We start from the raw sequence: 20951 nt of genomic DNA, 5'->3' as shown, positions 1-20951 counted from the left end.
GAAAAATAAGGAGAAAAAAAGAATGCTGATTTCGTTAAACTGGTTAAAGCAGTATATAGATTTAGATGGAATAGAAATAAATGAAATGGAAAATGCCCTTACTATGATTGGGCAGGAAGTGGAAAAAATTGAGGTGCTGGGGGAAAACTTGGAAAATGTTGTAACGGCACATATTGTTGAAAAGGAGATGCATCCTGATTCGGATCATTTGACGATTTGTAAAGTGGATAATGGGAAGGAAATTTTGCAGGTTGTATGTGGTGCGTCTAATCATAAGGCTGGGGATAAGGTTGTTTTAGCACAGGTTGGAGCAAAACTGGCTGAAGACTTTGTTATTAAAAAAGGGAAGATAAGAGGTGTAGAATCAAATGGAATGCTTTGTTCAGAAGAAGAACTGAATATTGGTAAGGATTCTGACGGGATTATGATTTTACCTCAAGATACACCTGCCGGAATACCAATGAAGGAATATTTGGGAATTAATGATACTGTGTTTGAGCTGGAAATTACGCCAAATCGTCCTGATTGTTTATCGCATATTGGGATTGCAAGAGAACTGGGGGCTTATTACGGAAAGGAAGTTAAATATCCTAGTTTTGTGATAAATACTGAAAGTAGCGAAAAAACTGCCGACAATATTTCGGTTGAAATTTCAGACAGTAATTTGGCAAAAAGATATGTGGCTAGAATTATTAAAAATGTAACTGTTAAGGAAAGTCCAAAATGGCTTAAGGAAAGAGTAGAATCCATTGGAATTAGAAGTATTAATAATATTGTAGATGCTTCAAATTTTGTTATGATGGAACTTAATCAGCCTAATCACGCTTTTGATCTGGATAAAATTGAAGGTGGAAAGATTGTTGTGAGAGCAGGGCTTGAAAATGAAAAACTGGTTACGCTTGATGAACACGAAAGAGAATTAAATAGTGATGATATTGTAATTTCAGATGCAGTGAAAGCCGTAGCACTTGGTGGTGTAATGGGCGGAGAAAATTCACAAATTACTGAAAATACAAAAAATATCCTTTTAGAAGTGGCGAACTTTAACTCGCAAAATGTGAGAAAAACGTCAAGAAGATTGACTTTATCAAGTGATTCTTCATACAGATTTGAAAGAAGAGTGGACGAGGAAAATGCGATTAATGTGATAAATAGACTTGCGAATTTGATTCAGGAAGTAGCAGGTGGAGAAATATTGGCTGGAGCTGTTGACAATTATCCTGTTCCTTATGAGAAAAAGTCTGCTGAACTTAATTTTGAAAGACTGAACCGTTTCGTTGGGAAAGCAATTCCTCGTGAAACTGTTGTTGGAATTTTAACTAGACTTGAAATCGAAGTTATAGATAATGGAGAAACTTTGACATTAACTGCACCAAGTTACCGTGACGATTTGGAAAATGAGCAGGACTACTTTGAAGAAATTATCAGAATGTATGGTTTTGACAATATCGAAAACATTTTACCAAAACTGGATATTAGCGAACAGCCAGTTATTGACACAACAAAACTTTCTACGCAAGTAAAACTTATTGCAGCAAATGCAGGACTTAAGGAAGTTATCAACTACAGCTTTGTTCCAAAAGATGCAATGGAAAAAATAAAATATACAGTTGCACAGGAAAAACTGATTGATGTGTTAAAACCAATTACAGAGGATTTTGTAACATTGCGTCCGACATTGCTTTACAGCCTTATCAAAAACGCAAAGGACAACATTAACAGAAATGTTTCAAATATCAGATTCTTTGAAGTGAGCAGAACTTTTGAAAAAGCCGAAGAATTGGCAAAAGAAGAAGTGAAATTGGGAATAATTCTGGCTGGAGAAAACGACAAGACATTGTGGAATCCAAAACCTGTTCCTTACGATTTTTACGATTTAAAGGGAATTGTAGAAGAAATCTTTACACAGCTTAAATTTAATAACTATATGATAAAACGTTCTGAGCAAAGTCAGTTCCACCCTGGACGTTCAGTTGACGTGTTTGTGGGACGTGAATTAATTGGAAGTTTTGGAGAAATTCATCCAGATGTGCTAGAAAACTTTGACTTAGGGAAAACATCTGTTCTAGTTGGAGAATTTAACATTGACTTGATTCAGAAATATATCGGTAAAAAGGCAAATTATCAGGGAATTGTAAAATATCCTGCCGTGCCAAGAGATTTTGCATTCGTTATGAAGGAAGAAATCCTAGTTGGAGATGTCTTAAAAACAATCCAGAAAGTTGACAAGAAAATAGAAAAAGTGGAATTATTCGATATTTATCAAGGTGTAGGAGTACTGCCAGGAATGAAGAGTGTGGCAATCAGCGTAGTTCTAAGAGATAAGAGTAAAACACTTGAAGAAAAAGAAATTGTAGACATTTCCAACAAGATTGTGGCTAAAGTTGAGAAAGATTATGGGGCGGTTTTAAGACAATAAAAATTATCATGAATTTATGAGGTGATCGCTATGAAAAATAAAAAATTAAAAATAATAATTTTATTAACTGTATGTATTATTTTTACAGCGTGTGGTAAATCACAAAATTCAGAAAAAAATATTTACGAATACAAAACAAAATATGTAGGCGACAATTCTAAAGTAATAAATATTTTATCAAATTTAAAATATCCCAAAGAAGCAAGTTATAATTCGGTACAAATTCTTTCAGAAAAAGAGCCTTATGGAATACTTGTGAAATTAAATATAAATTCTGGAAAAATTCCTGAAAAAAATGAGTTTCTTAAGAATTCGGCTTTGTTATTTGCTTTAATTGAAAATTTATCATTTGTGAAATATGAAGATATTTCAAATAATAAAATTATAGCCGAATTTACTAGAAATGAAGTTGATAATTACTTAAAGGCTGAAGTGAATAAAAATACTAAAGAAATTGGGATGAATGAAAAGGAATTTGTGAAATATTTAAATGAATAAAAGTTACAAATTTTAAATAAAGAGGGGGAAATTGAGGTGTTAAAAATAGTAACATTACCATTTAATGAAAATATAGGGGAATTTGAGCAGGAAAAATTGGAAAGAGTGCTGGGGAATGTGCAAATTGTGAAGTATCAGGCTGAACTGGTGAAAATGGAGGGGAAATATTACTGGACGGCTTTTGTTGAGTGTGAAAAAGCAGATAAATTTAATAAAAATTCTGGAAAAGATAATTTTACACAAGATGGAAAAGAATTTAAAGAGACTAACAAAAATTATATGGAATATTTGACAGAAGATGAAATGGAACTATACAAGATATTAAAAGAATGGCGGGCAGGAGAAGCACAGCTTTTGGGCTATCCACCATATATTATTGCTTCAAACCAGCTTTTGGCGAATATTGCAAAAACTAATCCTAAAAATATTGAAGAACTTTCACAGTTAAAGGGAATGGGAAAACGGAAAATTAGAGATTATGGAGAAGAGCTTTTGCTGATTTTGGAAAATTTTTATGATATGAAAAGTTGAGTTTTTGAGATATTAAGATTTTTTTAAAGAAATTTATAAAACATAAATTTAAGAATTGGAAAATTTTTGAATTATGTTTTTTTTATAAAATTGGCTGTTTCATAAAATGAACCTTATGAGACAGCCTTTTTTATCTAATCAGATTTTTCACTTATAATATGAAATTCAAATATCTGAAACAATATTATACAAAAATTCCTAATTCTTTTAATGTTTTACCACATAGGCAATAGTATAAATTAAACCTATAACCATCAACACTGCAACAACAAGCATAAAAAATCCACTTATTATTATTGAGCAAACATTCATAAAATTACGATTTTTTTGATTTTTTATGCATAAAACAGACAACACGAAAGAACCTAGAATACACAAGGCATTTACTGCACCAAACATATGCGCTATTACATAATTTACCTTAAATATTGACATAACTTGACTTAAAATAGGTACTACGCTCATAATTAATGCTATTCTGCTAGCCATTAAATGTTGTTTTTTATCTGCAAAAACATCATCGCTTAATTTTTTTATTAGTTCCATTTTCATAATAATCTTCCTCTCATCTATTAAATTTTTTATATTTATTTTATACTTCCTTCCTTTCCTACACTCATATATTACCACATCAACCTTACGATAACATTCTCTCTACTTTACATTTACCTTACTTTTTTAAAAAATAAAAAACTGAAATTAATTTATATGCTATAATTAATTGATAAAATTTTAAATAGCAATAAAAGGAGATTTTGAAATGATTGAAAAATATTTGACAAATAAATGTATTTTAATTGTTGATGATGAGCAGGAAATTTTAGATATGACTATATCAATTTTAGCTGATTACGGGTATAAAAATATACAGACTGCAAAAAGTGTGAAGGAAACTATGAAATGCGTTGAAGAAAAACAGCCTGATTTAGCGATATTGGATGTTATGCTTCCAGATGGAAACGGTTTTGAATTACTGGAAAAGTTGAGAAAAACCAGTAATTATCCAATATTATTTCTTACAGCACGTGGAGAAGATGAGGATAAATTCAAAGGCTTTGGATTAGGGGCGGATGACTATATTGTAAAGCCTTTTTTGCCAAAAGAACTTTTGTTTAGAATTACAGCAATTTTGCGGCGAACTTACAAAAAAGAAAGCCCAATTGTAAATTTGAATGGCTGTCAAATTGATTTTTCATGTGGAGAAATTGTAAAAGATAATAAAAATATACCGTTAACTGCAAAGGAATATGAATTATTACAGACTCTTTACCGAAACGCAGGACGTATTGTAACCATTGATACATTGTGTGAAGCTGTATGGGGCGAAAATGCCTATGTTTATACAAATTCACTGATGACACATATAAGACGTATTAGAGAAAAAATTGAAATTAACCCTTCCCATCCTGTGTCATTAATAACAATGAAAGGATTAGGCTACAAACTAATTGTGGAGGGAAAATGATATGAAAAGCATACTAAAACTAATACGTCGTTTTATAATAACCTTAATATTAAGTTTTGTCCTACTTCTATTCTTAAATATTTTTCTATACGGATTATGGATTCTTAAATATGTATCAAAAAATCCTCCCATGAACTATACTTTTAAAGTAGCAGATATGTTAAAATTTGAAAATGGTAAATACACTTTGCCTGACGAAATGACTGCTGACTTAAAAAAACAAAATATATGGGCAATCTTGATTGACAACGATTCAAAGAAAGTTATATGGCAAACAGACAATTTACCTGATGATATTCCAAAAGAATACTCAATATCTGATATTGCCATATTTTCACATGCCTATATAAAAAACTATCCTGTTTTCACTTCCAAAGTTGAAAATAATTTACTCGTGCTAGGCTATCCTAAAAATAGTTATTGGAAATACCCAGTAGCCAACTGGAAATACGGACTTGTCAAAAATATTCCAAAATTTTTACTTATACTTTTTTGTCTAAACATAATTTTTGTATTTTTAATATACATTATTTCCAACTCTAAACTTTTAGGTTCTGTAAATCCAATAATAAAAGGCATACAAAATTTGCCTAAAGATACGCCTGTACATGTGAAAGAAAAAGGCGTTTTGTCAGAACTTGCAAAAAGTATAAATAAAACTTCTGAAATTTTGCAAAATCAAAGGGAACAATTGCGAAATAAAGACACGGCACGAGCCAACTGGATTGCAGGAGTTTCTCACGATATTCGTACTCCACTATCAATGATAATGGGTTACACAAGTCAATTGAAAACATCTTTGAATTTATCAGATGAAACGGATAAAAAGCTTTCCGTCATTTTGAAACAAAGTGAGCGTATAAAAAATTTAATAAATGATTTGAACCTTGCTTCAAAGTTAGAATATAATATGCAGCCTTTTGAGCAGAAAAAAGAAAATCTAGTAGCAGTAGTTAGGCAAGTTGTCGTTGATTTTTTGAATATGAATATCGATGAAAAATTTCCGATAGAGTGGAAGACGAAAAATGAACTTGTATCTTGCTTTGCCAATATCGATAGTAATTTGATAAAACGAGCTCTAGCGAACTTAATTCAAAATAGCATCAATCACAACGAAAATGGATGTATAATTTATATCTCAGTAAAAGAAGATGAAAAAAATTGCATAATTTGTGTTGAAGATAATGGAACAGGAGTTTCTGACAAAGAGCTGGAAAAACTCAATAATGCCCCACATTATATGGTTTGTGATAAAAATACGACAGAACAGCGGCACGGTTTGGGACTTCTTATCGTAAAGCAAATTATTGATGTCCATAATGGTAAAGTTATGATGAAACATAGTGAATATGGAGGATTTAAGGTTGTTTTGGAGATTCCTAAAATTTGAAGGGATTTTTTTATAATCTTGTAAATAATCAGATAAAACAGTATAATAAATATATTGTATAGTAAAACTTATTTTAAACCAAACTCAAAAGCTATGACTATTTTACTCAAACCTTAAATTTATATAATTTTAGCAGTTTAATTTAAAATAGGTTTGAGTATATTTCTTGATTTGAAGGGAGAAAAATGGAGAAAAAATATGTAATTTTTTTAAATGGTGAATATAAGTATTCGCAGGAATTTATGGATAAATTAGTTTCGGAAAATGCAGTTTGCTTTTGTGCAGATGGCGGAGCGAATTTTGCCTTTAAATATGGGAAAATGCCAGAAGTTATTATTGGGGATCTGGATTCAATTGAAAAAGGAGTTTTAGAACATTATGAAAAAAAGAATGTTTTGATGAAAAAGTTCCCAAAAGATAAGGATTTTACGGATTTTGAATTGATTTTGGAAGAAATCAGTAAAATTGAGAAAAATAGAAATTATTTGAAAAAAATATTTGTTGTTGGTGGGCTCGGAAAAAGAATTGATATGACATTAAGTAACTTATTTTTAATGGAAAAGCATAAAAATTTAGTATTTTTGGAAGAAAATGAAGAAATTTTTTATGCCGAAAAGCCTTTTGCTCTAGAAAATAAAAAAGGATATGGATTTTCTATTATTCCAATTAGTGAAAAAGTCGAAAAATTAACATTGAAAGGGTTTAAATTTGAAACAGATAAGATTGATGTGAAAAGGGAAAGTTCTAGGCTTGTAAGCAATGTGATTTGTCAAAATGAAGCTAATGTGGAATTTGCAAAGGGAAAGCTGATAATAATATTGAACATTGAACAATAGTGAATATACAAGGCTAATTACTTTAAAATTAAATTTAAAAATGATAATTATTCTATTGAATTCTAAATTTGTTTTTTGTTAGTTCAATTTTAAAGAAGTTTGAGTATATTTAAAAATTATATCTTTGTATTTCATTTATAAATTTGATATAATTTGAAAAGAAAATTTAACAAAGAAAAAGGAGAAAAATTTAATGAAACTAATAGTAGGCTTGGGAAATCCAGGAGAACAGTATAAATTGACTAGACATAACATAGGATTTATTTTTATAGATGAATATTTGAAAGAAAAAAATATAGCAGATATTAGAGAAAAGTTCAAATCGATTTTTGTACAGACTAATTACAACGGAGACAAGGTTTTTTACCAAAAACCTGCAACTTTTATGAATTTGAGCGGAGAAGCTGTTGGAGAAGCGATTAGATTTTTTAAGATTGACCCTAAAACAGAGCTTTTTGTGATTTATGACGACATGGATATGCCATTTGGCAAATTAAAAATTAAGCAAACTGGAAGTGCTGGCGGACATAATGGAATAAAATCGATTATTTCTCACGTGGGAAATGAATTTGTGAGAATAAAGTTTGGAATTGGAAAGCCCAAAACAAAAGAAGAAACAATTGGATTTGTATTGGGAAAATTCTCACCAGAAGAAAAGGAAATTGTAAAAGATTCAAGAGAAAGAATGTTTAATTTGATAGACGATATAAAAGATGATATGACAATTTCAAAATTAATGAATAAGTATAATATAAAATAAAAAAGCATGGGCTGGTATCTTAAAAAAAAAGAAAAATAGCCCATGTTTTAATGTAGTATTTAAGATTAATATAAAAGAAATTTATTTATTATATTCTTGTATACATTTTCTATTTTTTATTTTTCGTTCTTTATCAAAAATCCATCCCCACTTATTGAAATACTTTATTGCTGATTTTATATGTATTATCATCATTTTTCGTGATTTATAAGATGCTTTTCCATGTTTATGAACTATGTTTACTTTTGGATAAAATACTACTTTGTATTTTTTTCCAATTCTTCTGCATAAATCATAATCTTCCATATACATAAAGTATCTTTCATCAAATACACCAATATCTTTTAAAATATCTGTTCGTACAAAAATAAAACATCCTGATAAAATCGGAACTTCTATTATTGATTTATAATTATACCATTTCATTTCATAGCTGTAGTCCATTTTTTCTACAATTGATTTTACTGGAAAAAATCTTCTAAATATTAAATTTAACGGTGTTGGAAGTAATCTACATGATCTGTTAATTTCCCCATTAGATTCATATATTCTAGGTCCTATCTGTCCAATATCAGAATTTTTCCTCATATAAGCAATAATCTTTTCAATTGTATTCTCTTCAAAAAAAACATCTGCATTTATCATTAAATGAAATTCAGATTTTTCATTCTCTTCAATTAATTTTTGTAATACAATGTTATGTCCTGCTCCAAATCCTTTATTTGAATTATTAAAGATATATTTAATCCGATCATCTGAAAAATTTTCTATAAAATTTCTTAATATATCCTTTTCAGAATTATCAGAAATCCACAATTTAAACTTCAATTTTATCTTTTTAAAACAGTTTAAAATTCTATTTAATTCTTCTTGTTCCGTATTATAAGTTACTATACAGGCTGTAAAATCATACATAAAAATCCTCTATTCTTTATTTGCTTACTAAATTATATCATTTTAAATTTGAATAGACAAGAATTTTAAGACGACAGAGTAAAAAAAATAGGGGCAAATAAATTTAATTAAATTTCAAATTAACAAAAAAGAGGAAACCAGTTACAATATAATCGCTAAATCCTATTGAAAGGTGGTTCCCTCTATGATTAGAATATCAAATTTTTCTTCACTTGTAAAGACTTTTTTTAAAAATATTTTTTCCTTCAGACTTCCGTTTGAGCAGCAGTTTAAGCTGTTTGTCACAAAAGCTTTTGAAACGCTGTTTAGAGTTTATGTCAAAAGAGTTGATGATTACTTCTTTCATTCCAACGAAAGAAAAAATAAGTTTAAAAGCAAAGGATTTGTTAAAAGAACTGTTATCACTGCCTTCGGGGATGTAACTTTTGAACGTCGAAAATATGTAGACAAAAAAACAGGCATTCACTACTATATTGATGAAAAAATTGGACTTAAGCGGTATAGACGGCTTTCTGAGAAGATGATTTTTACTATTTGTGAACTCTGATGGAGGAATATGGATAGACAGCTTTGTAAGAGAGCTTGGAATTTACAAGCCAATACACATTTATGACAAGTTCCATTTAGTAAAAGCCATAGCTGAAATTTCTAAAAGGGACAAGGAAATATCAAAAAATCTTTACAAATGGCTAAAGGGAGACGATTTTAAAGAACTTGAAAATTTTTATGAGAATTTCAAGGAAAAGGAGAATGTGAGCCAGAGAAGAAAGGAGCAGATGAAGATGCTGCTTAACCAGTATGAGAAGATAAGAAGAATATATACAGAGGATGACTACATAGGCTCAAGGACGGAAGCCCTAGTATCCCCACGAATGCTCAAGATTTCTATCAAGCAGGCCAAAAGCATTTTCAAGAAGAAAGATAAAAGCAAGAGCGTTATACCACACTTTCCTTGCAAACTATGGAAAAGACAGGGAAAAGGCGTATTAATTGTACTTTAGCGGCAAAAGAACGAGTTCACTAGAAAAGGTAATAGAGATGGAATGCTTACCAGAAATTGTTAATGAAGCAGAGAAAAGCACAAACATTCCATATTTGAGAGGAGGAGAATGTCCTATTAGGGAAGTTTTAAAAGAAATATCACAAAGTAAAATATTTTAAAAAAAGCAGTCAAAAAAGTTTGTTGTGGTATTTAATGACTGCCCCTATTTTTTTACTCTGTCGAATTTTAAAACTTACTTGAATTTGATATTGAAATGTGTTATACTCGTGATGTCAATGTTTATAATTATTTAAAAATAAGATATACTTTTTAATTTAATTTTATTAAAAAATTAAAATAATTGCAATATAATTTGCCAAGTGAGGGTGAATAATTATGAAATTAAATAAGAATATTTATATACGTTTATTATATATATTTATCCTGTATATAATCTATAGCTTTTTGTTGGATAAATATGATTATGTAATAAAATATCTAACAAATTTCATATTTATTTTATTCATATTCATAAATTTTATATTTGGACAGTTAGATTTTTATGCTGAACGCTTCAGACTAAAAGATATGTTTATAAATTTAGGAATTGACGTAATTTTTTCCATAATGCTTTATGCTTTCTGGAAACGTATCAATGTTTTTTTTGTGTTTGCATTATTATTCTTTTTTCAAGTAATTTTTAGAAGAATTATGTGTTCCCTTTATATGAAAAAGCGAAATGTATTAATATTTGGCTCAAATCATATTAAAAACAATATTCAGGAAGATATTATAAATACTCTTGATTATAACTATATTGGGTACATTTCCAACAATAAAAGTAGAGTAACAAAATATCTAATTGGAAATTATGATGAAATGGAGAAAATAATTTCTGAAAAAAGTATTGATATTTTAGTGATTGTAAAAGATATGAACAGTCCAGATTTTAAGAAATATTTAAAACGACTTTTTGATTTAAAAATAAATGGTTTGAAAATAATAAATTATGAAGAGTTTAATGAAGATATTCAAAAGAAAATTGATATAGATAAAATAAACGAAGAGTGGTTGCTTGAATCGAATGGATTTGATATTTTAAATAATGAAATGCAAAAAAATATAAAACGTGGAATGGATTTAATATTAGCTTTACTTTTAATAATAATTTTTTCCCCAGTAGCATTAATAACTGCAATAATTATTAAATTTGAATCCAAAGGACCAGTAATATTTAAGCAGGTAAGAATAGGTGAGAATATGCAACCTTTTAAAGTTTATAAATTTCGAAGTATGAAGATGCACGATGCAAGTAAATATTCAAAATATACTTTAGACAACGATATTAGAGTAACAAAATTTGGAAAATTTATGAGAAAAACAAGAATTGATGAACTGCCTCAACTTTGGAACATATTAAAAGGAACAATGAGTTTTGTAGGTCCGCGTCCAGAATGGGACATATTAGCTAAAGAATATGAAAAGCAGATAAATTATTATAATTTACGGCATCTTATAAAACCAGGAATAACTGGATGGGCTCAAGTTATGTTCCCATATGGAGAAAATTTAGAAGATGCGAAAAAAAAACTTGAATACGATTTATACTATTTAAAACATCAGGATTTAATACTTGATGTACTTGTTGTTATGAAAACAGTAAAGGCTGTTTTATTTGGAAAGGGGAAGTAAACTAATTTAAAAAGGAGGGACTTTATGAAAGGAATTATTTTAGCAGGAGGAAGTGGGACTAGATTGTATCCACTTACAAAATCAATCTCAAAGCAAATTATGCCAATTTATGATAAACCTATGATTTATTATCCATTATCAGTACTAATGCTTGCAAATATAAGGGATATTTTAATTATTTCAACCCCAAGAGATTTGCCTTTATTTAAAGATCTTTTAGGAGATGGAAGTGATTTAGGAATGACATTGAAATATAAAGTGCAAGAAAAACCCAATGGACTTGCAGAAGCTTTTATAGTTGGAGAAGAATTTATCGGTAATGATAACGTAGCTTTAATTTTAGGAGATAATATATTCTACGGTAGTGGATTTACAGGTTTAGTTGAACAAGCTGCTAAATTAACAGAAGGAGCTGTCATATTTGGTTATCCTGTAAAAGATCCAAAAGCTTATGGTGTCGTAGAATTTGATGAAACTGGAAAAGCTATTTCTCTAGAGGAAAAACCTGAAAACCCAAAATCAAATTATGCAATACCTGGACTATATTTTTATGATAATACAGTTGTAGAAAAAGCAAAAAATGTAAAACCTTCGGTAAGAGGTGAACTAGAAATAACAGCTGTAAACGAAATGTATTTATCTGAAGGAAAGTTAAATGTTAAAAATCTTGGAAGAGGGATAGCGTGGCTTGATACTGGGACTCACGAGGCTTTGTTGGAAGCTGCTAATTATGTGGAAGTAATTCAGAAGAGACAAGGATTATACATTGCTTGCATTGAAGAAATTGCTTATCAGAAGGGGTGGATAGATAAAGAAAAAGTGAAAAAATTGACTAAATTCATAATAAAAACAGAATATGGACGATATTTAGTTGATTTATTAAAAAGTTGAAAATATGAAAATAGAAATATTAACGGATATTTATATTAATAAAATTTTCAAATCTATTAAACTCTGTTGTAAAACAATTATCAAATAAGAAATAATGATAAAAATAACTTTAGGAAATTAAAAGAGACATAAAAAAAGGTAAAAGAAAATATGTTTAAAGATAGTTCTGTAATATGCGTATCGAGGATAGTATTATCTTTTATTGAGTATTTGAAAGTTACAAAAAATATAAGTAAAAAATAAAGAGAAGTACTTTATTTTTTTATTTATTTAAATAGAAAGGAATATGATGAAGGAAATATTTGAGTATAGAGCACTTTTAATAGAATTGGTAAAAAGAGATATAAAGAAAAAATATAGAAGATCTATATTAGGAATAATGTGGAGTATGTTAAATCCATTTTTAATAATGTTAATCATGGCAATGGTATTCTCGAATTTTTTTAAATTTGCAATTGTAAATTTCCCTGTGTATCTATTGACAGGACAATTGATATTCAATTTTTATTCAGAGGCAACAAGTACTGCGATGGGTTCAATATTGGAAAATGCATCTTTAATAAAGAAAGTATACGTTCCTAAACATATTTTTCCGATAGCTAGAGTATTGTCGAGTTGTGTTAACTTTGTATTGTCATTACCAGGATTAATTTTAGTAATAATCATAACGAAAGCTCCAATAAAAATTTCGATATTGTTTTCAATAATACCCGTGATGTATGTTCTTTTCTTTTGTCTTGGAATAGGTTTGTTATTAGCATCAGTAGCTGTCTATTTTAGAGATATGTTTCATTTATATGGAGTTCTTTTAACAGCTATGACCTATTTAACACCATTGTTTTATCCAAAAGAGATAGTTCCAAAAAAATACATGTTTTTATTAGAGTTAAATCCTATGGTTTATTTTGTTGATTTATTTAGAGATATGGTGTATTATGGGAAAATACCAACATTAAATGAACATTTAAATTGTATATTTATTATCATAATTGCGCTTTTTATTGGGGTAGTGACATTTAACATGAATAAGAAAAAATTTATACTTCATATATAGGAGGAATATAGTGGAAGAAATAGTAAGAATAAAGAATGTTTCTATGCGATTTAATATGAGTTCAGAAATAATTCACTCTTTTAAAGAATATATAATAAAATTATTGAAACGACAACTTTTTTTTAAAGAATTTTGGGCTTTAAAGAACGTCTCGTTTTCTTTAAAAAAAGGAGAAATATTAGGAATAGTTGGTTTTAATGGTTCTGGAAAAAGTACAATATTAAAAGTAGTAGCAGGAGTACTAGAACCAACTACAGGAAGTATAGAAGTTATTGGAAAAGTTGCACCTTTAATAGAATTGGGAGCAGGATTTGATCCTGATTTAACTGCTAGAGAAAATATATTTTTGAATGGCGCTGTGTTAGGATACAATAAAAAGTTTATGGAAGAAAAATTTGATGAAATAGTGGAGTTTTCTGAATTAGGAGAATTTTTAGATACGCCATTAAAGAATTTCTCTTCAGGAATGTATGCGAGGTTGGGATTCGCAATAGCAACAGTAGTTAGACCAGATATATTGATAGCTGATGAAATCCTTGCAGTAGGAGATTTTCACTTTCAAGAAAAATGTGAACGAAAGATAAAAGAAATGATGGCAGAAGGTACAAGTATATTGTTTGTATCACATTCAATTGAACAAATAGAGGAATTATGTAATCGAGTTGTTTGGTTAGAAAAAGGGAAATTGAAGATGGTTGGAGATACAGAAAAGGTTTGTGAAGCATATAAAAATAGCTAAGGATGATAAGTTAATAATAAAAAACTAACTGAGGATAAATATTTAGAAAAATGAAGAAAGGAGTTACAAAATTAAATAGTTTTGTAAAAAAGTATGAGAAATTTATATAGGATAATTGAAAATGAAATAAAAGAAAAAGGAATTGAAACAATAACGCTTGATATTTTTGATACAGTACTACTTAGAAAAATATGGCCAGAGGATATGCAATTTCTTAAAGTTAGCAGAAAATGGATTCCAGAATTAAGGGAAGTTTTTTCAAATAATATTCAAGAATATGAACTATATTCTTTAAGAATGTATACTAGAAAAGAGTTATTAAATATAAATTATACATATGATACGGATAGAGAGAAAGAATATGATGTAAATTTAAAAATATGGTTTAAATCAATTTTAGAACAATTAAGTATGAAATATAGTATTAAATTACGTAGAGAAGAGATAGAAAAATTAGTACAAAAAATGATACAATTAGAAATTGATACTGAAAAAGAAGAATTAATACCTAATGCTGAATTAATAGAAGCGATTCAAAAAATAAAAAAGAAATATAAGAATATAAAAGTATTCTTTCTGTCAGATATGTACTTGACTGCAGTAGAAATCAGAGAATTATTAGAGTATTTTAAAGTAGATATTTTTGAAGATGGTCTAAGTTCAACAGATGTGGGTCATGCCAAATATAATGGAAGTTTGTTTAATTATATTCATAATGAAAAAGTTTTTGGTAAAGAATATGATATTTTTAATAATTTACATATAGGAGATAGTTTGAATTCAGATGTGAAAATGGCTAAGGCGTCAGGAAGTAATGCAATATTCTATAATCCTATGAGATTAAGAAGATTAAGAACTAATTTAAATACAATGAAGTTGAATAAAATAAAAAAAGAAGTTCAAAAGAAAGATAGAAAAGCATTGAAAAAAGAGTTGGTTAATGAAAAAAAATTAATCAATAAGACTTGGAGAAACTTTGGATTTTTATTTTCACAAGCTTTGTATAGCTATTTAATTCATGTGGTAAATGTTGCAAGAGAAATGCCAAAAATAGATTTTACATTTGTTTCAAGTGAAGCTAGAGTACTGGAAGAATATGGGAAGATGTTATTCTCAGATTTTGGGGAATTAGAAAATATTTTTATAGCGAATAAATTAAATAGAAAATGTATATTAAGAGCTTTTGTTTGGGAATTATCACAAAATGAAAATAAAAGATACAATTTGGAATCTATTTATCAAACTATAAATTTTGGAGAAATTGGAGGTACTCGAAGAGAAATTTATGAGTTCTTTTTTGGAGAAGAATATCCTTATAGTGAATTAAATATAAATCAAAGAACAGAAGAAAATTTCTTTAAAACTTTTCTAAAAGAAATAAAAGCTTGTGATTTAAAGTATACAAAACATCTACGAGAAGCACATAAATATGCATTAAAATTTGTACCAGATGAAACAAAAAAAATAGTAATAGTTGATATAGGATGGGGAGGAACAATTCAAAATTTATTTTCTGAATTTTTAAAATTAAGAGGGAAAAAAATAGAAGTAGATGGGTTATATTTAGGAAAAGAGCCAGTTAGTAGATTTCCTATCAAACCGTTAAAAAGTTTAGGATATCTGATTCCGAATGTTTATGATAAACGTGATATGAAATTATGGAATCCTGTTATTTGGGAATATCCATTTACAAGCAAACCACAATTTGAAGAGGATTATGCTAGATTGGAACAAATAAAGATAGGTTTTTTAGATGGGATTGATTTTTTTAAAAAAAGACAAAGTAATCCCAAAGAATACTTTGATAAGGTAGTTAGATTTGAAATAACAAGATTAATAAATAAACCAAAAAGAAATGAAGTTTCAGTTTTAGGAAATATAACTTTTGATACAGGATTTGTAGATTTTAAAAAAATTAAAATAGTTGAAATGGATAAAAGTCAACTAGGATTTATTAGAGAAATTATGAGAAATCTTGGTGGAACATTTAGATTGATTTATAGTCATACTTCGTGGACACAAGGATATATAAAATATTATAGACTTAGAGGTATAGGAATACCCATGAGAATTTTTAGATTATTGTCAAAATTAAAGAAGACAAAGAAGAAAGGATAATAAAATGATATCTTTGAGTAAAGAAGATAAAGAAAAAATAAGAATTTTTGCGGGGTTATCAAGTAAAGAACTAGCAAAAAAAATAGCAGAATATCTTGAAATAGACTTATCTTCAAATCAGATAGTAAAATTTGCAGATGGTGAGACTTTTGTAAAATCAAATGAAAGTATTAGAGGTTGTAAAGTATTTGTTATTCAATCAATTTCGAAACCAGTAAATGAAAGTTTGATGGAATTATTAATATTTATTGATGCATTGAGAAGAGCATCAGCAAAAGAAATAACAGCAGTAATTCCATATTATGGATATGCAAGGCAAGACAGAAAAGCAAGCCCAAGAGAGCCAATTACATCAAAATTAGTGGCAAATTTATTGACAGTAGCAGGAGCGACAAGAGTAATTACAATGGATTTACATGCAAGACAAATTCAAGGGTTCTTTGATATTCCAGTAGACCATATGGAAGCGTTACCAATTTTAGCAAAACACTTTATAAAATACAGATTCAGCCCAGAAGATACAGTTGTAGTATCGCCTGACGTTGGAGGAGTAAAAAGAGCTAGAGGATTAGCAAACTGGTTGCATACACCACTAGCAATAATTGATAAGAGAAGGGCAAAAGCAAATGTATCAGAAGTTATGAACATAATTGGAGATATAAAAGGTAAGAAAGCAATTTTGATAGATGATATGATTGATACAGCAGGAACAATTTGTAATGCAGCTCAGGCATTGATAGACAAAGGTGCAACAAAAGTTTACGGATGTGCAACACATGCAGTCTTCTCAGGACCAGCAATTGAAAGATTGAAAAATTCAGCATTTACAGAAGTTGTAATAACAGATAGTATAGAATTGCCTAAAGATAAAATTTTTAATAAATTAAGAGTACTTACAGCGAGTAAGATGTTTGCTGAAATAATAAAAAGAATAGCAACAAATGAAGCAATAAGTGATTTATTTGAAATTCCAACAGAAAATTAGTAAAGGATTGCACCTAAAGTTTTTAATATAAAATAAAAGGTGTAGTTTTTTGTTTAAATAAAAAAAGATTTTAAATTATTATACAGAATTATTTGATAGTGAGATTTTATACTAACCCCCTTTAAATAACGAATTTATTATAAAACTACTGGTAAAAAGTGTTAAAACTTAAAAAAACACTATATTATTAGAGATTTTAAACTTTTATAAATGACTAATTGTATTTAATAAGCAATTGTAAAAGTCACAACAAAAAAACATAAAATAAAAAAATTAATGATAAAAGTTGAATTTTGAAAATAGATACTAAAAAATAGGATGGAATGCTCCAGTTAAAAAAATTATGAACTGTTGTTTAAGAAATAGTCAATTTACGTATTCTCCTTGAATTTTTTTTACTGATGTATATCATTTATCAGAATGATTCCGATAAGCTTATAACAGTAGGGAACGATACGGTAGGATTTCCTGTAATTTATAGAGAAGGTATCTTTTATCAAGTTAATTGTCCGTTCAATTTGAACTCTGTATCTGTATAGGTTTTTCCAATGTTCAGTATCTCTTTGCATTCTCGGATAGAGTTTGAAATTTTTTTAACGGTTGTATAGACAATCTTCCATAGTTTTAGGAACTTTGTAATCGTGACTTTCTTGTCAATGTCAGACTTATCAGAGTATGCTGATTTTAAATTATCATTAAAAAAGAAAACAAATCTTGGAATATCCAATTCATTGATAAGGATTTCAAACTTGAGGATATAACAGAAATGTCCGTGTTTGTATCAGGGTTGGCAGAGACAGACTCAGGAAGCTTGGAATAGGCAATGGCATCGGGTTGAAGTCAGAATTATCCTTATTGCTGCTAGAAAATTTTTTAACTTTATCAAGTTTAGTTTCAAGAAATTTTGGGTTGCTTTTCTTGACAGGCAGTTCAATTCCGGAAGTGTCATAAATAAAATATTTAAATTTTTTTTATTGATTTTATGGCATATAGGTTCAGTAATATCAACTAGATTTTTGAACATGACGGCAAGATTGTCATAATAATTGGTTCTGAATCTAGAAAACTAGGAAGCGTCAGGGATTTGTTATTAAAACGTCAGAAAATACGAAACTCGTTGGAGAGGTATAAGATTATTGTAAATGTCAGAAAGAGATATTTTTGGATTAAATTTAGGCATGATAATTCTTCCTTTGGATAATTTATGCGGTAATAAATTATACCTCTAAGATTTTAGAAAAATCATTATTATATATTGAAAAAGTCTTGAATCTTTTTAGATTTTTTCGACTTTTACAAATAACTATTGTATTTAGAGAAAGGAGAGTATGTTATTTTATATAATTAATTATATATTTATCATACAAAGTTATATTATGATAGCAATAAAAAAATTGAGAAAAAAATTACCGTTTTTGTTTTTAGCTATAGGGATTTTAATTTCTTGTATAAGTTATATAATTTCAGATACAGAAGTTAAAATTTCTACAAATGATATTAATGTAGAAGCTGAAAGCGAGATTTTAAAGGGAACTCAAATATACCAGGACATATATATTCCAAAAAATATGAAAAAATATGGTATTATATTTGCAACCTATGCTAGAAAAAATACAGGTAAAATAAGAGTAAAGATAGTTCAAAATTCTGTTGAAAAAGAAGAATTGATAGATATATCGAAATTAAAAGATAATGATGTAAGATATATCAATTTAAATTATAAGGCATTTAAGAAAGGTATGGCTCGGTTAGTAATAGAGGGTATAGACGGGGTAGCTGGAAATGCTGTTACTGTGTATAAATCAGAAGATGTTTCTTTGGGTAAAATGGTTGTAAATAACCAAAATACAGGAAAAGGTATTTTACAAAAAATGGAATATAGAGAAGTAAATAGTATGACTAGAGTTCAGATTGCTTTAACTATATTTATATTTTTTTTGCTTTTATATATAGATAGATTAATGGAGAGAGAAAAGGATAAAAAATTGTATTTTACAACAATAGTGTTAATATATTTTTTAATAACAATAAAAGCTCCAACAGTAACAATATTCACAGAACCTTTTGCTGAGATAGTTACTAATTATTTTGTTAATGTGACGACTATGGGTACCATAAAGAATTTATTTAGTATGGATGCAGGATATCTGCCCTTATATTTGAGATTAATAACATTAATAGTAGTCAAAGGTCTAAGAATGTCACCTCGAATATCAGTTATATTAATGCAGAATTTTGCTATGTTATTAATGTTATCTATAAATTCAGTATTTATATTAAACAATTATAAAAAATATGGAAGTATATTTTTTAGATTTACAGTCAGCTTGATTTTAGGAAATTTTTCAATATTTCCATTTTTTGAAACACATGTTTTTGTAGATCTTCCTTATTTTAATTTAGTGGCGATAATACTGATTTCATTGTTAGATTTTGAATCTTTAAGTAAGAAAAAATTTATATTACTGATGATATCAGTACCAATTTTGTGCTTTTCAAAATCGTATTTTTTACTTTTTTTGCCAATATCTGTATTAATTTCTATTATTTTTTGGAAAAAAATATATAGAAGGCAAAAAATATATCTATTTTTGTTAGGATTATCAGCGTTATTTCAAGTAATGTATATGTACTTTAATAAAGATGGATGGAAAGTTTATTCAAATTCTGATGTAAATCTTAATTTTATAGATATAGTCAATAATATATTTTATCCAATTTTTCAAAATGTAAGATATTTATTTTATCCTAATATTACTAGTTCCAATATTTTAAATATGAATCTTATATTTTCAATAATAACTATTTTAGGAATAATTTCAGGTATCTATTATTTATATAGATATAGAAATAAGGAGAGTATTATTTCTGTTGCTTTAATAATGATTACTTTTGGAGCAACTTTACTCAATATAGTATCGAAAATTTCAAATGATAAAATTAGTTGGAAAAGTACATCAGGAATAATTGAGAATAGACATTCATTTTTTATACTAATACCTATCATATTTTTTGGAATTTTATTTATTTATAATTATTTAAAAGAAGAAAAAGATGATAGAAAGAAAAGTAGGGTATATACACTCATAGGATTATTACTGTTTACAAGATTTTTAATATTTGATAATTCATTGTTACCAAATTTAAAAGAATCATATTCAGATTGGAGTATATATTCAAAATTTTATAATGAGAATGAATATTTAATACCAATAGAACCAAGTTTTTGGAGTACTTCTAAAAATGTAGATGTTCATTATACAGGATATAGAGACATTCATCCAATAATTAGAGATGATACTAAAATAAAAAAAATGTTTATAAACCCTTATATAATTAAACAAATTCATGAAATAAATTTTGAATCTCCAATATATTTAACACATTTATATTTGACAAGATTAAGAGCTGATAATTTTAATAAGTTAAAAGTTAGAGGTTATGATAGTAATGGAAATGTTGTAGTTGAATTAAATCAACTGAATGATAAAGCTAGAAAAAATATAGGGTTTAGAAATTACAAAAGAGTGAAGATATCAAAAATTGAAATATTTACAGAAGATTCTCAAGAAGCATATGTTTTTCCTACTGTATTGTATGGAATAGCTTTAAAATAAATTTATTAGGGCGCGTCTGAAAACTCTCCAAATGATAAAGTTTTAACAAATTTTTCTAA

At 27.9% G+C, this 20951-nt stretch carries 16 protein-coding genes and 2 pseudogenes; 15 read left to right on the top strand and 3 right to left on the bottom strand.

Annotated elements, in window-relative coordinates; translation table 11 throughout:
* Positions 1-22 precede the first annotated feature (22 nt).
* From pheT to LEBU_RS10835, 3 genes are read left to right on the top strand one after another with little or no spacing between them, the layout of a single operon-like run.
* Entirely contained in the window at positions 23-2419 is a 2397-nt protein-coding gene (gene pheT, locus LEBU_RS10845; protein ID WP_015770364.1) for a phenylalanine--tRNA ligase subunit beta, read from the top strand.
* A gap of 30 nt (positions 2420-2449) precedes the next feature.
* A complete protein-coding gene (locus LEBU_RS10840) occupies positions 2450-2917 on the top strand; it encodes a DUF4825 domain-containing protein (protein WP_015770363.1) in 468 nt (155 codons plus the stop codon).
* Between the two features lie 36 nt (positions 2918-2953).
* Positions 2954-3448 carry an HRDC domain-containing protein gene (locus tag LEBU_RS10835; RefSeq protein ID WP_015770362.1) on the top strand — a complete coding sequence of 165 codons (495 nt, stop codon included), beginning with the start codon at positions 2954-2956 and terminating at the stop codon, positions 3446-3448.
* A 207-nt stretch (positions 3449-3655) separates the two neighbouring features.
* On the opposite strand, the gene LEBU_RS10830 is transcribed toward LEBU_RS10835, so the two are convergent.
* Entirely contained in the window at positions 3656-4000 is a 345-nt protein-coding gene (locus tag LEBU_RS10830; RefSeq protein ID WP_015770361.1) for a hypothetical protein, read from the bottom strand.
* Positions 4001-4208: 208 nt separating this feature from the next.
* Between LEBU_RS10830 and LEBU_RS10825 the strand changes: the two genes are divergently transcribed.
* The 4 genes from LEBU_RS10825 to pth all read left to right on the top strand — a co-directional run bounded on the left by LEBU_RS10825 (position 4209) and on the right by pth (position 7899).
* Positions 4209-4913 (top strand): response regulator transcription factor, encoded by a 705-nt coding sequence (locus LEBU_RS10825; protein WP_015770360.1) that lies wholly within the window; start codon positions 4209-4211, stop codon positions 4911-4913.
* A gap of 1 nt (position 4914) precedes the next feature.
* Entirely contained in the window at positions 4915-6303 is a 1389-nt protein-coding gene (locus LEBU_RS10820) for a sensor histidine kinase (protein ID WP_015770359.1), read from the top strand.
* Between the two features lie 185 nt (positions 6304-6488).
* Positions 6489-7139 carry a thiamine diphosphokinase gene (locus LEBU_RS10815; protein ID WP_015770358.1) on the top strand — a complete coding sequence of 217 codons (651 nt, stop codon included), beginning with the start codon at positions 6489-6491 and terminating at the stop codon, positions 7137-7139.
* A 193-nt stretch (positions 7140-7332) separates the two neighbouring features.
* The gene (gene pth / locus LEBU_RS10810; RefSeq protein WP_015770357.1) at positions 7333-7899 is read left to right on the top strand and encodes an aminoacyl-tRNA hydrolase; all 567 of its coding nucleotides are present in this window, start codon (positions 7333-7335) and stop codon (positions 7897-7899) included.
* Between the two features lie 81 nt (positions 7900-7980).
* Here the strand turns inward: pth and LEBU_RS10805 are convergent, their stop codons facing one another.
* The gene (locus LEBU_RS10805; RefSeq protein WP_015770356.1) at positions 7981-8814 is read right to left on the bottom strand and encodes a glycosyltransferase family 2 protein; all 834 of its coding nucleotides are present in this window, start codon (positions 8812-8814) and stop codon (positions 7981-7983) included.
* Between the two features lie 184 nt (positions 8815-8998).
* On the opposite strand from LEBU_RS10805, the pseudogene LEBU_RS10800 reads away from it, so the two are divergent.
* From LEBU_RS10800 to LEBU_RS10770, 7 genes and pseudogenes are all read left to right on the top strand, one after another.
* Positions 8999-9975, top strand: a pseudogene (locus LEBU_RS10800) (UPF0236 family transposase-like protein).
* 217 nt (positions 9976-10192) lie between these two features.
* Complete coding sequence (locus tag LEBU_RS10795) at positions 10193-11488, top strand: exopolysaccharide biosynthesis polyprenyl glycosylphosphotransferase (protein ID WP_015770352.1); 1296 nt, start codon at positions 10193-10195, stop codon at positions 11486-11488.
* Between the two features lie 24 nt (positions 11489-11512).
* Positions 11513-12379 (top strand): glucose-1-phosphate thymidylyltransferase RfbA, encoded by an 867-nt coding sequence (gene rfbA / locus LEBU_RS10790; protein WP_015770351.1) that lies wholly within the window; start codon positions 11513-11515, stop codon positions 12377-12379.
* 286 nt (positions 12380-12665) lie between these two features.
* Positions 12666-13433 (top strand): ABC transporter permease, encoded by a 768-nt coding sequence (locus tag LEBU_RS10785; protein WP_238974487.1) that lies wholly within the window; start codon positions 12666-12668, stop codon positions 13431-13433.
* A gap of 10 nt (positions 13434-13443) precedes the next feature.
* Entirely contained in the window at positions 13444-14172 is a 729-nt protein-coding gene (locus LEBU_RS10780) for an ABC transporter ATP-binding protein (RefSeq protein WP_015770349.1), read from the top strand.
* A gap of 93 nt (positions 14173-14265) precedes the next feature.
* Entirely contained in the window at positions 14266-16290 is a 2025-nt protein-coding gene (locus tag LEBU_RS10775; RefSeq protein ID WP_015770348.1) for a haloacid dehalogenase, read from the top strand.
* A 4-nt stretch (positions 16291-16294) separates the two neighbouring features.
* Positions 16295-17275: a ribose-phosphate diphosphokinase gene (locus LEBU_RS10770; RefSeq protein ID WP_015770347.1), complete on the top strand. Its 981-nt coding sequence runs from the start codon at positions 16295-16297 to the stop codon at positions 17273-17275.
* 395 nt (positions 17276-17670) lie between these two features.
* Here LEBU_RS10770 and LEBU_RS12450 read toward each other — a convergent pair.
* A pseudogene (locus LEBU_RS12450) lies at positions 17671-17856 on the bottom strand (hypothetical protein); the annotation flags it as partial.
* Between the two features lie 795 nt (positions 17857-18651).
* Here LEBU_RS12450 and LEBU_RS10765 point away from each other — a divergent pair.
* On the top strand, positions 18652-20892 hold the full coding sequence (locus LEBU_RS10765) for a hypothetical protein (RefSeq protein WP_157859526.1): 2241 nt from the start codon (positions 18652-18654) through the stop codon (positions 20890-20892).
* Positions 20893-20951 lie beyond the last annotated feature (59 nt).

The organism is Leptotrichia buccalis C-1013-b (assembly GCF_000023905.1).
Lineage (GTDB): Bacteria > Fusobacteriota > Fusobacteriia > Fusobacteriales > Leptotrichiaceae > Leptotrichia > Leptotrichia buccalis.
Note: the sequence above shows the minus strand (reverse complement) of the source record. Positions and strands in the feature narration are given on the sequence as shown.